This is a genomic window from Streptomyces sp. iso_384 (genome assembly GCF_056172905.1).
Window position 1 is genome coordinate 745,656 of record NZ_JBWBTT010000001.1, and the last position, 14,312, is coordinate 759,967.

Sequence of the window (14,312 nt, forward strand, 5' to 3'; positions counted from 1 at the left end):
CAGCCGTATTGGCTCGGCCGGCATCCCTGCAGGTGGCTGGACCCCAGCCCGACGCTGGGTGAGCTGCAGCCGTCGCGGCGCCCGTCCTCCAGGAGGAAGACGCACCCCGACCACACCGTTCTTTCGGCACCCGTCGGGCAGGAAGAGGAAGCTTCCTATCCTCGGCGGCTTTGCAGATGCGTACATATCGTAAATGGAGGAGCTCGCGAGCGGCCGGAGGATGGGGCGCCAGGCGGCACGGGGAGTTCACCGGGCAAAGGGGCGAGATGTGCGTCACATCGTCGCAGCTCATGCGGTGTTCCTCGTGCAATTGCGCGAAGGTCGGGGCGATCGGAAGTGATGTCGAAAACAAAAGCATCCGATCAATATTGATCGATTCTCGAAACGGGTCTCGGTGTCGAGGTGGCTGTCGGCCTGGAATTTGTCTTCGCGCGTTGCTCCGTGTTTGCGCAATGAAGCGCATCAAATGGCGACGGGGAGCAAGGAGGGGGTAGCGTTCCGTGACGCGAGTGGGGCCCCCGCAGGGCAACCAACCATGGAAGGGCCCCCTCGTGTGTTCAGTCGAAGATCGCCCTTGACTCGAAAGCCGAGGACCTATCGTGATTGACCGAAACAATGCTGCGGGGAGTTTCCTACCCGCAGTTGGCACCGACGCTAACATTCCTCCCCGTTTCGCGGCAGAGCCCCAGGCTGTGAGTGCCTGGGATGTCACTCTGCGGGCCGGGCTGTTCGTGGGCCTTGTGCTCCTGCCGTTGCTGTTGGTCACCGGGATGTGGGGAGCGCCGGTGAGCATGGTGCTCGTGGTGCTCGGCATCGCTGCTACGCGTGGCTCCTACATCCGCTACCAGCGCGTTCGCCTTTCCTGACCGATCGGTTGCCGGCCGGCCCGCCGCTGTGCGGTGGGCCGGCCGGCCCCGGTGGTCGTATGCGAGCCGGATCAGTGCGGAGCGCCCAATTCCTCTTCGTTTCGCTGGAAGCGGTCGCTGTGGTCCGGAAGAAAAGACTGTGCAGAGCGGGGTGTCGAAGTGACGGATGCAAGTGGTGAGTTCGCCGAGTGCCGGGAGTGCTCGATGCAGTTCCCGCAGAACGGTGGACGGGGGCGCCGCAGGGCGTACTGCAGTCTCGCCTGCCGCCGCCGCGCGCAGCGGCAGCGTGATGGCCGTCGGCGTCGCCCGCCTCAGAACGCGCTGCCCATGGGGCGGTCCATCGCCGAGGAGCTGTACAGCCTGGCGTTCGACCTGCTGGAGGCGGAGTACGGGCGGGCTGATCTGGGTGAGTTGCTCGGCCGCGCGCGTTCCCTGGCGAAGGAGACCGATTACTACGTCAGCGCCGCGGTGCGTGACGCGCGGCAGAGGGCCGTGAGCTGGGAGGAAGTGGCGGCCGGTGCTGCGGTCAGTGTGGCGACGGCGCGGATGCGGTGGGGTGAGGCGCAGGTGATGCGCCGCCTGCAGATGCGGTCGGTGGAGCGTGCGGCTGCGCGTCAGGCCCCGGCTTCGGTACCCGATGTGCGGCCGAAGGAGGGGAGGGAAGGGGTGGGGCGGGCTTCCCGGCAGTTGGCGGCAGCCCTGTCCCAGCTCCACCAGGACTCCGGGCTGATGATCCGGGAGGTAGCCGAGAACACGGAGCTGTCTCCCTCCTACGTCTCGCGGATCCTGTCGGTGGACCGCACCCCGAGCTGGCCGGTGGTGCGGCAGCTGGTGGAAGCGTTCGGGGGCGATCCGCTCGTGCTGCGGGTGCTCTGGGAGATGGCGCAGGGTGTTCCGCCGGCACCGCAGGACTTCATCGACGCCGCGACGAGGCTCAACGGTGTTCTGCGGGGGCTTCATCTGGCTGCCGGCTGCCCCAGTACGGGGGAGGTATGCGAGCAGAGCAACGGTGCACTCGTCCAGGAGGAGGTGGAAGCGATTCTCGCCGGGACCGAGGTACCCACGTGGGAGACCACGGGTCGCTTCGTCACCGCGGTGGGAGGGCATCCGGCCGACATCCGCCCGCAGTGGGAAGCGGTGTACAGCACCATCCTGGGAGCCTGCGACCCCGCGCCGAAGCTGGCAGTGCCGGCTGCGCGGCAGCAGGACGACGGGGCATCGTCGACGGAGGAGCGGTGAACACGACGGCCCGGCCGGTGCGCCGACGCCGGTGCACCGCCTGCGGCCCGCAAGCTTCCGTCCTCCTTGGGTACAGGGCGTTCTGTATGCGCAACGAGAGCCGCTACATCCAGTACGCCAGAGCCAGATCCCTGGCGCCGGTCGCTGCACGGGCGGTGGTGGACTCGGTGCTCCGTGCCCTGGTGGACGACTGGCCGCGGATCATCATGAGCGACCGGCCTGCCTCCGAGGCCTGGAGGATCCTCACCATGCGAGTGGCGGCTGCCAGGAACTCGCCACCGTTTTGCGATGACCGCGGGACGGACGCTGTGCACCGGGCGCTGGAAGGGCAGGAGGCGGATGTCTTCCTGCTGCGTTACCGGATGTCGCTCAGCCTCGAGGAGACGGCTGACCTGATGGGGTTGGAGGTGCCCGCGGTCACCGTGGCGCTGAGGAAGGGAATGTCCGATCTCCTCGATCCCCAGTGAGCCCCCTGGCGTACGCCGGTGTGCTGTAGCCGGTGTGGTGCCAGCTGGATGCTTCAGTCATATGCCTAAGTCATATATTGCTGGTCAAGGGGCCCAACTTCGTGTGAATGGTGTAGCAGTCTTCCTGCAATCCCGGTATTCGGCGTGGGATGCTCGCTGGTGACGAGGCCGACAGCGGGGATACGTGGGTGATTGTGCAATGGGGCTCGGGCAGAGACCGCTGGCCAGGACAGTCGATGTCACGGTGGCCAGCGTTGCCCGAATGTATGACTATTTCCTGTCAGGCAAGGACAGTTACCCGGCCGATCATGCGGCGTGCGAGGAACTGGTTGAGGTGGCCCCCGACGCCTTAGCCGTCATCGAGGCCCAACGCGCCTTCTCTCTCGCGGCGGTTGATCGTCTTGCCGATCGCCACGGCGTGCGGCAGTTCCTCGATTTCGGGTGCGGACTGCCGACCTGGATCAACACGCATCAAGTGGCGCAACGGGCGAGCTCGGCCAGCCGGGTCGTCTACGTCGACAGGGACCCCATGGTCGTCGCCCATGGACGGGCTCTGATGGATGAGGACGGCCGTACCGCGGTCGTGCAGGGAGACCTTCTCGACGGTGGTGCTCTGATCGGCACTCCGCGTGTGGCCGGACTGCTCGACTTCGGGCAGCCGGTCGCGGTCATGATGGCTTCGGTGCTCCACTGCGTTCCGGACGCCGAGCAGCCTGGTGCCGCTGTACGCGACTTGCTTGACCACCTGGCCGACGGCAGTTTCCTGGTCCTCAGTCAGTGGGTGAGTGAGGACGCCGGCCTGCGCGAGCGGGTTGCGCGGGTCATGAACCGTTCCACCGCGGGTGCCTGGGGCCAGGTGCGCACATCGGCTGAGGTCGACCGGTTCTTCAGCGGTCTTGTGCTGGACGAGCCCGGCCTCGGCGACGTGTCGATGTGGCCGCGTGATACGGGGCGTTCCTATGCGGAGACGTCAGGACTGCTCGAATACGGCGGTGTGGGCCGGGTCGTCCGGTAGCGCTCCAGAGCGGCGACGAGCCGGCTCCGGGTCTGCTCGGGGCTGTGCGCCTTGGAGGCGAGCGGGTCCAGCAGCGCCCGGAAGTGCGTGGTCTCCTTGGCGCGGTCCAGGTAGTTGGCGCCGAAGGAGTTCTCCAGATAGACGATGTCGGGCAGGTCCAGCGGAAAGCGGATCAGCGTGACCGGCATGCCTATGGCGACGACGAAGTCGGCGGGCACGATCTGCAGCGTGATCCGCGGATGGTCCATCAGGTCGATCATGTGGCTGATCTGTCCGTACATGACCTCAGGGCCCCCGATCTCACGATCCAGGACGCTGGCGTCGATCAGCGCCCACAGACGAGGGCCGTCCGGCCGGCTGAGGATCTTCTGCCTGTCGACCCGCAGGTTCACGCGTGCCTCGATGTCGAGGCGGTCGGCGAGGGGGAACCCCTTCTGGGTTACGGCGAAGGCGTACTCGGGCGTCTGGAGCAGCCCCGGCACCAGCAGTACCTCGTAGGTCCAGATGATCGAGGCACCCTCCTGCAACCCGATCAGCTTGTCGAACCACTCCGGAACCACGTTGTTGTACCGCTCCCACCAGCCCGACCTGTTGGACAGCTCCACGAGATCCGCTGACGCCGCGCGCTCCATGGGGTCCACTCCGTACAACTCGAGCAGGTCCTGGACGTCACGCACCTTGAGAGGGACCTTGCCGCACTCCATCCTGCTGATCTTGGAATCATGGCAGCGAATATGCGCGGATGCTTCGAGCGGGGAAAAGCCGGCCGCCTCACGCAACTTCCGCAGGCGCGAACCGATCGCGATCCGCAGCACGGTGGGACTCGACCCGGGGTCGGAGAGCATGAGGTCGAGAGACGGGATGCCGGGGCTCTGGAATGCGGACATCGGGACTCCTGCAACGGGACGTGTGAAGCTGAATTGTCCCATGCAGGAGCCCCCCGTGGCGCCGGGAAAGCGTTATGTCCTGATAATTATCAGGCTGTGAACGAAGCGAACTCGTCGTCCTTGGCGCCGGACACGAAAGCTGAGATCTCTGCGCGTGTATAGATCAGCGCCGGCCCTTGCGGGTAGCGGGAGTTGCGCAATGCGACCGCGCCGCCCGGCAGCTCTGCCAATTCTACGCAGTTTCCCTGGTGGTCGCTGTGCCGGCTCTTCACCCAGGTAACGCCTTCGAGTGAATCGGCGGCAATTCCGTTGCGATACAAGCTCTCTCCCCTGTAGTTGTTCGCCCTCATGTTTCGCCTTCCCTGCCTCTCGGCCATGACCGTCCGGCCGTCTCCCGCCGTCACCCCTCCTTCCGTCATGCAATTCCCGGTGCAATTGCATGAGCGGGATGCAGGCCTGGATACTAGCCACGTGACCCGACAGCGATCCGAAGCTATTGATCACCTGTGTGGAGGGGCGGATGGCGTGCGGACCAGGCTTGATGACTGAGAGTCACGAATTAGACGGAGGGGAACTCGCCGATCTGGCCGGAATGATCCCACCCGAAATCGGTAACCTCGCTCTCTCAAACCCCCTGGACTGGGGTCTTGCCCTGGGGGTGAGTGCTGCCGGGTTCGCGGCGAAGAGTCTGAGCGCCCAGGAGGAGTCGGGTGTGAGTGTGCGTGCGTTCACTCGCACGGTCATGGACCAGTGGGGCGCGGCCTCAGGCGGGGAAACCGTGGTGACCGTGGCCTGGGAACTCGCGGCCAACGCCATCCAGTACGCGCTGCGCGCGGATGTTCCCGCTCAGCAGCCGGGCCGTGCATGGCTCGGTCTGATGCGCAGGGAGGAGGCGGTGATCTGCGCTGTGACCGACAGCAGTCCCGCGCCACCGCTTCCGCGTCCGACCGCACCTCTGGACAGCGACGGGCGCGGTCTGCACATGGTGGGCCGGCTCAGCTCGCAATGGGGGTGGTCGCGCTCGCCGAGCGGCACCAAGACCGTCTGGGCGAGAGTGCCGACCACCTGGTGAACTGCCCTCACGCGACCGTCAGCTGGGGACGAGACTCAGGGCCGGCCGCGCAGCCTGTCCTGCGCCGCTTTCGCCGCCCCCGGTGCCCACGACAGCGGTCACCGGAACGAGCCCGAAGACGTACTCGTTCAGCTCCGCCGGTGAGATGTCCAGATCTGCGGCGACATCCTGGGGGGAGATGCGCTGGCCACGCAGAGCCTGGAAGACCTTGGCGAGAAGCTGGCTCGACTCCCGGGCCATCTCCTTGGCGTCGGGTTCCCCACGCCGGTAGCCACGCCGGGACAGTTCCTTGGCCGTCTGTGTGTACCGCCACTCCGACAGCAGACCGAGCTTGCGCAACCGGTAGGTCAGCGCCATGGCCGACACTCCCCACTTCCGCTTGGCGCTCAGGATCCGCTCGACGGAGGCGTTGTGGAGCTGCTGGGCGAGAATTCCGGCCTGCGGCATCAGGAAGGCCGAGGCGAACTCGTCCGCCTCGGCCTCGGCGGCCGGACCGCGCGGGATGCGGTGCTGGCAGTGCAGAACGAGATGCCCGAGCTCGTGGGCCGCGTCGAAGCGCCCTCGCTGCCCGGTCTTGCGGGTGTTCAAGAACACGAACGGGGTCGTGGCCTTGATGGTGGAGAACGCGTCAGCGTCCAGGCAGTCGGGCGCGAGGGAGAAAACCCGGACCCCGTTCGACTCCAGCAGGTGCACCATGTTCACCACCGGAGCCTCGCCCAGCCCCCAGGCGGCGCGGACCTGGGCTGCCGCTTCGGTGGGAGAGCGGTGCGGGAACGTCGGGAGGCTCGGTTCCGGCAGCTTGAAACGTTCCTCCAGCCACATGTTCAGTTCGGCTGCGATCGCCCCCGAACTCAGTGCGCTGTCCCGCTCGAGCGCCGTCATCTTCGACGGGGCCCGGAAGCTGACGGCATCGGGCGTCAGCTCCACGGGCGCCGGTCGGCAGAAGAAGGCCGGCGGGTAGCGGAGCGCGTCGGCGAGGGAAGCGAGGCTGTCCTCCGAGGGCTGCTTGCGGCCGTTCTCGAACGCCGTGATGCTCTGCGCCGAGATGCTTGACTTCTTGGCCAGCGCCGCAAGCGTCATCCGCCGCCGCTGTCGCGCCAGGAGCAGCCGCTCCGGGGTGAACACGTACCTCATCCCACTTCCATCGCCGTCTTGCCTCGTACGTCAGCCTCCCAGGTACTCCACCATGACCTGCGGGCTTTCCCCGTCACCGGGGTCGTCCAGCAGCGCGACGTCGACCCCGGGGTCAGCCAGGTCCGGAAGATCGAGCGGGATCCGCTCGATCCACTCGTCGACGTATGCACCGTTCATCTTCACGGGCAGCGACAGCTCCGCGGAGATGCCATTGTCGTCCCGCTTGTAGAGCAGGCACCACGTGGGCATCTCGTCGAGCTCCTGCCCCCAGCGCACCTCGTCCGGTGTCATCAGGACGAACTGGCCGTTGTTCTCGACCACGCGGGCCATCTTCGGGCCCTTCGGGTTCTTCGACCTCACCTTGGCGTCGAGGTCGCCGACTCCGCCGGCCGCGCTGATCGCGGTGACCACGTGCGTCCGATCCGGGTGGATCGTCCGGAGGATGCTGTCTCTGGTCGTGTACTCCCAGCCCAGCGGCGTCAGCTGCTCGGCCAGATACCGGTTGGTGCGGCTCCAGAACGTCGTTCCCCTCATGGAGGGAGCGTCCATGTCCGTGCAGCCACGCACGTCCTCCGCCGCCAGGCCCAAGGCCAGGTGGAAGACGTCTATTGAGAAGTCGAGCTCAGCTAAGCGCTCGTCGCACTGCCGCGGATCCAGGTGCTGCAAGTCCCCTCCAGACAGATGAGTTTCAAAAATCCTACCTCATACGAGGTTGAATTCTTGAAACCCCCGGCGATTCTCGCACGCCAGTTCTATTCTGTCACCTTGGGCCGGACCCCATTAATTGTGGTGTGCGTGGGCGGGGTTGATCTGCCGTGCGCGGAGGGTGTCGGCACCGGATCGAAGCCCTTCCGGGGATGAGTCAGTGGAGCGTGTGACGGCCGTCGGGCAGCCAACCCTCCAGGAAGCCGGCCAGGAACGTGATCATGCCTTGAGGGGTTACCTGCCTTCGCCGGTGGCGGAGGTCCTCCAGCGTCCATAGGGCGTATCGACCTTCGCGGTCGCACGCTGAGCGGGCGTCCTCGTTGGTGATCCGGCAGACCAGGAGGTGGGTCTCCGTGACCCGTTCGTACTCCCAGGCTTGATCGCTGCCGGAGGTGTGGATGCCGCGGACCGCTGCGAGCCGCGGATTGCTGATTCCGAAGGCGTGGGCGAGGTGGTGCCGTACCTGAGCGGCGGGCTCTGCGCCCGTTCCGGTCTGGATCGACGGGATGGTCCAGGTGCCGCAGTAGTTGCCGCACAGCAGCAGCTGCCGGTCGTCGTTGACGAGCAGCAGGAGGGCCCGCCGGTCCTGTTGTGCGTCTGGGATGTGCTGGATGGTCACCACGCCACCCTCCCTCCTTGCTATTGGAATAGCAAGGAGGGAGGGTGGCGTCGCGTCTGGTTGTGCCTGGTGGCAGTGGGTCGCTCGCTGTCCCGCGCCTACGGTTCTGTTGCACCATGGGACTGGGCTGCTCTACGGATGAGGCTGCACAGGCGCTGGCCTCGCGGCACGTCTGGTCGCGGGCAGGCGCTTGGCCTGCCGATCGGCTTGCCGGATCCGCACGCTCTCTACCGCCCGGTCGTTCAGGGAAGGTTGCAGCGCCGACTAGCCCGGAGGCGTCTGCTCACTGGCAACGTTCCGGGACCCCTGGCCCTATGGCCTGCGGTCACCCGGCGATCGAACCCCGCATCACAGCCAGCCCGCGGCCGCACCCTCTTGACTCGGATGTCCTGAGGCGTTGGGCTGGCTGTCCTGCATCTCTGCTCACACTTCAAATTGCCAGCGAGGGCCAGTGGAGCAAGCGGGAAGGGGCCAGTGGGCCGCCTGCTCCCAGGCGTGCCAGAAAGCTCTGGGTGCTGATCGGCACTGACCGGGTAGTGATCGTTTCTTCGGTGAATCGGCGCGGCTGAGCGGGTGAAGTTCGCACCGGGAGCCTTCCGTCTGCGCACGTGAGGCGGGTACAAGACGGGGCGTGATCAAGAACCTGATGAGGCGCGGCCTGCCCGCGTTCGCCTTCGCTGCTCTGCCACTGCTCGCCGGGACGCTTCCCGCCGCGGCAACGACCCCTGGGAGCGAACTGACCGTCACCTCTCGCATGTCGAAGCCACCGTTCGCCGGTGGGCCCGGGGCGGTCGCGCCGCTGCTGCTGTTCGAGGCGATCGACCGGATTCCGGTCGCGGTGGAACAGCGTGAAGGTTACAAGCGGGACTTGTACAAGCACTGGAACCGCGGCGTGAACGCTGATGATGGCTGCGACACTCGCCGAGAAGTCATCCTCTCCGAGGCCGTCGAAGCGCCCGATGTCGGGGCTGGGTGCAAGCTCACCGGTGGTTCATGGCTGAGCCCGTACGACGAGGTCATTGTGACCGCCGCTGGCGGTCTGGATGTGGACCACCTGGTTCCTCTCGCTGAGGTTCACGACTCCGGCGGGTACGCGTGGGACGCTTCGCGCCGCGAGGCGTACGCGAACGACCAGGCGTCACCCCTGACGCTGATCGCGGTCACTGCCAAGTCGAACCGCAGCAAATCGGATAAGGACCCGGCCCAGTGGATGCCCCCGGCCGGTGGCTACCACTGCCAGTACACAGCCGAGTGGGTGGCTACCAAGCTCCGCTGGGCCCTGGCCGCCGACGAGGCAGAGCGCGAAGCGCTGCTCGGTTTGGCGGAAGACTGCGCCGGCACAACGGTCGTCTACGAGCCCGCACCGTAGGCCCGGCCGCAATCCGTTGCTACGGCCCGGGCCAGGGGGGCCCGGATGTGACTGCGTACGTGGGCAACAGCTCTGATGCGGCCGGGCGCAGCCGGTATCGCCACCTTCGGCGCCCGCCGTCGGCGTCGGTCTTCCGATCGCCTTTGGCCTTGAATCCTTGTGTAGTGGCGGCAGTTCAACGCGGCGCCCCGGTAGGCGACGGACCGCAACAGGCCCTCCTCAGCAGAAGGGGTGTGTGGCTCTTTGCGCCTGCGCGCTACGTTGGGCGACCGGCTGTCAGGAGCCGCTCTCGGGAGCCATCCATGAGGAAGGCACGAGGGCTGAGTCGTTCCCGTAGCGCCAGCGCTGGACGACGTGGTTGCTGAAGGCGGGATCGTCAAGGTCAGCGTGCTCCATGACGATGATCTGCATCCTGCCGTCCAGCTGCTCCAGTGTGCGGTGGAGGGCTTGGAAGATGTTCAGCAGATGCATGCGGTCGTTGGTCTGCAGGTCTTCCTCGCCAGTCGGTTCAGCGGGGAAGTAGACCTGCGAAGGCTGGTCGAGGATCAGCACGCGGGGAACAGGGCTGCTATGCCTGGTGAACCACTCGTGGAGGCTGAGAAGGGTGGAGACGTGGTAACCGAGATGGTTCTCAGCACTACCCATGTTCTTGAGCTGCACCGGGCCATCGAGAGTGTCGGCGATCACCGTCAGGCGGTTGATGTCGAGGCGGATGGGTGAGTCCGAGAAATCGAGGTCGAGCGCCCCGGCCTTCTCTTTGATCTCCTGGTTGATCAACGACAAGAAGCTGGTGAGACGCTCATCCTGAGTGCTACCGCTCAGCTGCTCCTCGAGCTCCGCAATCTGCTCGCGCAGTCCCTCACGGCGGTCCAGAACTCGCGGCGCTGCGGCATGCTGGGCAGCCGTGTCGAGGTAGAGGCTGATGCGCCCCTGGACGATGGCGGATCGACGCAAATCGTCCGGCTCCTGCTGGATGGTACGCATCGCGGTGGTGAGTTCGCGGGTCTGGTCCTGGTTGCGAGCCAGCTCGGAGCGGAGCTCTTGCAATCGGGTTTCGTGGCCGACGAGCAGGCGCTGAATGGCGGGAGTGTCGCTGCCGATGGCCTGAAGATCGCCGTCGAGGTAGGCGACGTCTCGCATGAGGCCGGCGATGGTGTCGTTGGCCGAGGGGACATGGCTGTCGCAGACCGGGCAGCGCTCCTGGCCGGAAGCTTCTGCATCTCGGTTCAGAAGCCCCAGGGAAGTGAGGCGGGCACGCTGCTCGACGGCTTGGTCGTTGAAGTCGTTGTTCTCGGCCAACGCCACCTTCAGGTCAGCGATCTGGGCCCGGGTCTGTGCGAACAGCCGACGCAGTTCGGCCCGTCGGGAGTTGAGGGCCGCGAAGGGATCGTCGTCCGCCAAACCGGGCTCCGGGGAACCATGGGTCATGGCGTTGCGCAGGCGCTGGAGGACGACGTCCGCTGTCAGCTCACCGGTCTGCGGTGGCAGGAGGCCGGCTTCGACTGCCTCGGTCAGCAGCGCCTGAGCCTGGCCGCTGGCCGGGGTGAGGTCTGCGGAGACGGCGATCATGGCTTCGTTGTCGGCCAAGTCGCGCCGCAGATTGCGGAGCTTGTTCTGAAGCAGCGCCTGGTCGCGGTCCACCGCGCCGAGAAAGTACGGGATGACTCCCCTGATGGTGTTCGGCTTCCAGTCCTCGCCCTGAGAGTGGAAGAGAACGTCGGGGTTGGCGACTTCGTTCTGAGCCTGAAAGCAGAAGAAGAGAGCGTGGCGCACAGAAGGGGCGATGAGCGTGTTCTTGCCGACGGCCGGAACACGGACGGTGTTGTCGATGCCGCAGAAGTCGCTGAGGAGCCCGCGGGCGACATCACCAGGCGTCGAGAAGCGGAGATCTTCGAGGACGGGGGGAGGAGCCCCGGGGGTTTGGGCGAGAACGCACATGACGGTGCTGACGGCTTTGCCCTCCGGAGCGCGGCGTGCGACGAAGAGCTGCTGGCCGGGCTTGGAAAGGGTGATGGCATAGGTGCTGACGTAGTCGCGGACTTTGCCCGCTTTGACCGGGTAGTCGGAGCTGGCAAGGCAGTAGTCAATGATCGTCAGCAGTGCACTTTTGCCTCGCCGGGAGTCGCCCGTGACGATGTTCAGGGCCCCTGTCTTGAAAGGGACGACGTTCATCTGGCCAGGCTGCTTGCCGTAGATGGTGACCGCTTGAATCTGGAAGGTCACGGTTTGACTCCGAGGAGGGTCAGGACAGTGGTGAGGCTGCCCGTGCTGGGCAGCCAGCGCCCGAGGAACAGGGCTGCCCTCTGGGCCGCGATGGTCTGTTCGGTGGCCCCCGTGACCTCTAGCGTCGTGGGGCCGGCGGCCAAGACGAGCCCTGCGTCCGACGTGCTGAGCGCACGGGTCTGAAGTGCAAAGAGCACCCCGGGGCGCACTACGGCGGCCAACGAGGGCGCGTTCCTGGCCATCGCGATGCGGACACTCTCGTGCGTGTCGAGCCACTTCATCAAGCCGGACTTCATCGTGCGGGGAAGCTCTGCTCTGATCGAGGGCTGCAGGGCCATGATCCCGGCCACCACGGCTAGGTGCAGGGGACAGGCGCCGCTGAATTGCTGCGCGTACCCTTGGACGGAGCGGGTGCAGAGCAGCCCGGTGAAGGCGGGGTTGTACAGGGCGCGCTCCTCGCGGCTCAGGTTCATCCGCGAGCCTCGGCAGGCTCGAGAAGCTGCATCAGCCGGGCGGCGAAGTCCGGGTGCCATCCGACTCTGCGCTCGTCGGCGAGCATGTGGTAGGAGCCCTTGGTCACGAATACCTCGTCACAGCCATCACGGATCTGGAAGCGGGCCTCGGTGTCGACCCACCGGTAGATCAGCCTGGCCTCGGCCTTCATCTGTTCCTCGGTAGCCTCCGGGCCCAACTCCTCTTCCATCACCGCGAAGCGGGATTCCCATTCTTCCACCAGTCGCCGCTCGTATTCACCGATCTCGCCGGCGCGCAGAAGACTTTCGTTCAGCCACCGAGAGCGCTGGGCAAAGGCGCGGACATAGTCCCGGACTGCGTAGCCGATCCGTGTGGAGCCGACCCCGATCAGTCCGAGCTGCTGAACGAAGACCTTGTCCGCCTGTTCCCCGAGGTCGCCGGACATGCCGATGATGTCGCGGTCGATCGGCAGGTTGTCGTACTGGAACTGCCGTTGCAGACCGGTGAAGACCTCGTCGAACTCGACACCAGTCACCGGGCTGCCGCCGGGTGTCCGCATCTGCTCGATCACACGGTCGTAGAACCAGCCCTCCAGCCTGTTCAGGAAGGACCGGGCTGCGCTGTGACCGGCGGCTACCGCAGCCAACCGCAGCATGGAGGTGCGGACATCGGAGATGTCCTCAGTACCTCCGACGACCTGAATCCGTGCGAGGAGTGCGGCCTGCTGGGGTTCGGCCAGCCCCGTCAGGGCAGCGAAGGACTTTCGCAGGTCCGTGCTGGTGGTCTTTGATGCCTTTGCCGCATCGCAGAGAAGCGTCAGGGCCAGGCCCTCATCGCGATTCCCTGTGGCGTGGTGCTGGAGAAGAAACCCCACGCTGCCCTCGGGGAGCTCTGCCGTGGTGAGCAGGTAAAGATTCGTGGTGTCCAGGTCGACCCGCCCTGCTGCAGCTGCTTCCGCCCAGATCCGGAGAGTCTTCCAGAGATCCTTGGAGGTGTTGGTCAAGCGCACACCCTCGGCACGCTGCTTGAGCTGAAGAAGGTCGGTCATGGAGCCCACGTGCTGCTCGATATCGTCGGCGGCTTCGACCGCGATGCTCCAGTCCGGGCCAGCATTCATCCACTGCTCGATGCACATGTGCAGAGCTTTAGCGAACTGGAACAGGTAACCCAGAGCGGACGCTGATGCCTCGTACTGTTCACCTCCGTCTGCCATCCCACCCCCAGAGCCAGACCGGTTCGGCGATCATTCCACGAGAGACCTGATCCGCAAAGGGGGTGGCTCGAGGCATGCGCTTTCCTGCCGGACCGGTAGGTCGTAGCGGCGAGGAGGTTACGCCAGGGGCTTGGTCGGAACAGACACATGGAGGTCTTTGGCGCGCCAGCCGTCGTCGCCCTCGAACTCGCCCACCGAGCTTCTTCAGCGTTGCCGCTCCAGGGTGAGGATGGCCTTGGCGATTGACGTTATGCGGTTGGGGCTGCAGCGGGACCTGCGGAAGATGCGCCAGGACTTCAGGCGGGCGACGCCGCGTTCGACGGGTGCGCGTGCTGCGTCCAGAGCTCGGTTGCGGGTCTTCTCGGTGGTGGTGAGTTCCCGTAGGGGTCTGTGTTTGATGCCCGTGGTCAGCCACGGGCCGGCACCCTGGTAGGCCTGGTAGGCCTGGTAGGCGAGATCGGCCACGATCGGCGCTTCCTGGCGCTCGTAGATCCGGATGATCCGACGGGTGCGGGCGGCGGTCAGGTCGTGGGTGCGGCCCGGCAGGGCGGGCGAGAGCCACAGCAGCCGGCCGTCGGGATCGGTGAGGACCTGTACGTTCACGCCGTGGCGTCGGTGCTTGTGGGAGTAGTCCGCCCGGCCGTCGCCGACCCGGTCGCATTCGGCGAGCGTCCCGTCGAGCAGGACAAAGTCGGGGTCGTGCTCACGCAGCGTCTTCAGCAGGCCCGGTGCACGGGCGGCGAGCAGGTCCACGACCGCGGTGGTGTAGGCATGCGCGGTGGACTCGCTGATCCCGAACGCGGCAGCGATCTTCGCCAGAGTGGTGTGTTCGCGCAGGTACACCAGTGCCACCATCGCGCGCTGTGATGGGCGGAGCTTGCAGCGCCAGTTGCCCTCACGGGTGACGATCAGCATGGTCACCCATTCCACGAGTGCGTGCGGCAGGTCGAGTGCGGCAGGATGGATGACCAACGAGGCCCCCGAGCAGAGTGATTGAGACGTCAGACATCTCGATCAACAGCTCGGGGG

Annotated in this window: 15 protein-coding genes; 6 read left to right on the forward strand and 9 right to left on the reverse strand. The window is 66.1% G+C overall.

Translation table 11 applies throughout. The features are described 5' to 3' along the window. Nucleotides 1-692 precede the first annotated feature (692 nt). The 4 genes from AC0VY3_RS03365 (at nucleotide 693) to AC0VY3_RS03380 (ending at nucleotide 3,587) form a co-directional block, all read left to right on the forward strand. On the forward strand, nucleotides 693-866 hold the full coding sequence (locus AC0VY3_RS03365; RefSeq protein WP_475548888.1) for a hypothetical protein: 174 nt from the start codon (nucleotides 693-695) through the stop codon (nucleotides 864-866). 327 nt (nucleotides 867-1,193) lie between these two features. Further along, nucleotides 1,194-2,105, forward strand: a complete 912-nt coding sequence (locus AC0VY3_RS03370) for a helix-turn-helix domain-containing protein (RefSeq protein WP_475548889.1) — start codon at nucleotides 1,194-1,196, stop codon at nucleotides 2,103-2,105. Between the two features lie 86 nt (nucleotides 2,106-2,191). Then, on the forward strand, nucleotides 2,192-2,572 hold the full coding sequence (locus AC0VY3_RS03375; protein WP_475548890.1) for a sigma factor-like helix-turn-helix DNA-binding protein: 381 nt from the start codon (nucleotides 2,192-2,194) through the stop codon (nucleotides 2,570-2,572). Nucleotides 2,573-2,834: 262 nt separating this feature from the next. Continuing rightward, nucleotides 2,835-3,587, forward strand: coding sequence for an SAM-dependent methyltransferase (locus tag AC0VY3_RS03380; RefSeq protein WP_475548891.1), 753 nt, complete (start codon nucleotides 2,835-2,837; stop codon nucleotides 3,585-3,587). On the opposite strand, the gene AC0VY3_RS03385 is transcribed toward AC0VY3_RS03380, so the two are convergent. Both AC0VY3_RS03385 and AC0VY3_RS03390 read right to left on the reverse strand, forming a co-directional pair. Further along, complete coding sequence (locus tag AC0VY3_RS03385; protein ID WP_475548892.1) at nucleotides 3,530-4,474, reverse strand: helix-turn-helix domain-containing protein; 945 nt, start codon at nucleotides 4,472-4,474, stop codon at nucleotides 3,530-3,532. The genes AC0VY3_RS03380 and AC0VY3_RS03385 overlap by 58 nt on opposite strands. A gap of 89 nt (nucleotides 4,475-4,563) precedes the next feature. Continuing rightward, nucleotides 4,564-4,824 (reverse strand): DUF397 domain-containing protein, encoded by a 261-nt coding sequence (locus AC0VY3_RS03390; protein WP_366391201.1) that lies wholly within the window; start codon nucleotides 4,822-4,824, stop codon nucleotides 4,564-4,566. Nucleotides 4,825-5,066: 242 nt separating this feature from the next. Between AC0VY3_RS03390 and AC0VY3_RS03395 the strand changes: the two genes are divergently transcribed. Further along, on the forward strand, nucleotides 5,067-5,546 hold the full coding sequence (locus AC0VY3_RS03395; RefSeq protein ID WP_475551629.1) for an ATP-binding protein: 480 nt from the start codon (nucleotides 5,067-5,069) through the stop codon (nucleotides 5,544-5,546). 18 nt (nucleotides 5,547-5,564) lie between these two features. Here the strand turns inward: AC0VY3_RS03395 and AC0VY3_RS03400 are convergent, their stop codons facing one another. From AC0VY3_RS03400 to AC0VY3_RS03410, 3 genes are all read right to left on the reverse strand, one after another. Beyond that, nucleotides 5,565-6,680: a helix-turn-helix domain-containing protein gene (locus AC0VY3_RS03400; RefSeq protein WP_475548893.1), complete on the reverse strand. Its 1,116-nt coding sequence runs from the start codon at nucleotides 6,678-6,680 to the stop codon at nucleotides 5,565-5,567. A 30-nt stretch (nucleotides 6,681-6,710) separates the two neighbouring features. Continuing rightward, nucleotides 6,711-7,214, reverse strand: coding sequence for a hypothetical protein (locus AC0VY3_RS03405; RefSeq protein ID WP_475548894.1), 504 nt, complete (start codon nucleotides 7,212-7,214; stop codon nucleotides 6,711-6,713). 328 nt (nucleotides 7,215-7,542) lie between these two features. Further along, entirely contained in the window at nucleotides 7,543-8,007 is a 465-nt protein-coding gene (locus AC0VY3_RS03410; protein WP_475548895.1) for a hypothetical protein, read from the reverse strand. Nucleotides 8,008-8,650: 643 nt separating this feature from the next. Here AC0VY3_RS03410 and AC0VY3_RS03415 point away from each other — a divergent pair. Next, nucleotides 8,651-9,373, forward strand: a complete 723-nt coding sequence (locus AC0VY3_RS03415; RefSeq protein WP_475551630.1) for an HNH endonuclease family protein — start codon at nucleotides 8,651-8,653, stop codon at nucleotides 9,371-9,373. A gap of 276 nt (nucleotides 9,374-9,649) precedes the next feature. Here the strand turns inward: AC0VY3_RS03415 and AC0VY3_RS03420 are convergent, their stop codons facing one another. The 4 genes from AC0VY3_RS03420 to AC0VY3_RS03435 form a co-directional block, all read right to left on the reverse strand. Next, entirely contained in the window at nucleotides 9,650-11,596 is a 1,947-nt protein-coding gene (locus tag AC0VY3_RS03420) for a DUF3732 domain-containing protein (protein WP_475548896.1), read from the reverse strand. Then, a complete protein-coding gene (locus tag AC0VY3_RS03425) occupies nucleotides 11,593-12,069 on the reverse strand; it encodes a three component ABC system middle component (protein WP_475548897.1) in 477 nt (158 codons plus the stop codon). The genes AC0VY3_RS03420 and AC0VY3_RS03425 overlap by 4 nt, the downstream gene beginning before the upstream one ends. Continuing rightward, a complete protein-coding gene (locus AC0VY3_RS03430; RefSeq protein ID WP_475548898.1) occupies nucleotides 12,066-13,205 on the reverse strand; it encodes an ABC-three component system protein in 1,140 nt (379 codons plus the stop codon). Before AC0VY3_RS03430 ends, AC0VY3_RS03425 begins: the two co-directional genes overlap by 4 nt. A 282-nt stretch (nucleotides 13,206-13,487) precedes the next feature. After that, nucleotides 13,488-14,255 carry a transposase family protein gene (locus tag AC0VY3_RS03435; protein WP_475548899.1) on the reverse strand — a complete coding sequence of 256 codons (768 nt, stop codon included), beginning with the start codon at nucleotides 14,253-14,255 and terminating at the stop codon, nucleotides 13,488-13,490. Nucleotides 14,256-14,312 lie beyond the last annotated feature (57 nt).

Excerpts from the sequence above, each read along its gene's own strand:
- AC0VY3_RS03370 (WP_475548889.1), top strand. The coding sequence starts at position 1,194 with ATGGGGCGGTCCATCGCCGAGGAGCTGTACAGCCTGGCGTTCGACCTG.
- AC0VY3_RS03375 (WP_475548890.1), top strand. The coding sequence starts at position 2,192 with ATGCGCAACGAGAGCCGCTACATCCAGTACGCCAGAGCCAGATCCCTG.
- AC0VY3_RS03380 (WP_475548891.1), top strand. The coding sequence starts at position 2,835 with ATGTATGACTATTTCCTGTCAGGCAAGGACAGTTACCCGGCCGATCAT.
- AC0VY3_RS03385 (WP_475548892.1), bottom strand. The coding sequence starts at position 4,474 with ATGTCCGCATTCCAGAGCCCCGGCATCCCGTCTCTCGACCTCATGCTC.
- AC0VY3_RS03390 (WP_366391201.1), bottom strand. The coding sequence starts at position 4,824 with ATGAGGGCGAACAACTACAGGGGAGAGAGCTTGTATCGCAACGGAATT.
- AC0VY3_RS03395 (WP_475551629.1), top strand. The coding sequence starts at position 5,067 with ATGATCCCACCCGAAATCGGTAACCTCGCTCTCTCAAACCCCCTGGAC.
- AC0VY3_RS03400 (WP_475548893.1), bottom strand. The coding sequence starts at position 6,680 with ATGAGGTACGTGTTCACCCCGGAGCGGCTGCTCCTGGCGCGACAGCGG.
- AC0VY3_RS03405 (WP_475548894.1), bottom strand. The coding sequence starts at position 7,214 with ATGAGGGGAACGACGTTCTGGAGCCGCACCAACCGGTATCTGGCCGAG.
- AC0VY3_RS03415 (WP_475551630.1), top strand. The coding sequence starts at position 8,651 with ATGAGGCGCGGCCTGCCCGCGTTCGCCTTCGCTGCTCTGCCACTGCTC.
- AC0VY3_RS03425 (WP_475548897.1), bottom strand. The coding sequence starts at position 12,069 with ATGAACCTGAGCCGCGAGGAGCGCGCCCTGTACAACCCCGCCTTCACC.
- AC0VY3_RS03430 (WP_475548898.1), bottom strand. The coding sequence starts at position 13,205 with ATGTGCATCGAGCAGTGGATGAATGCTGGCCCGGACTGGAGCATCGCG.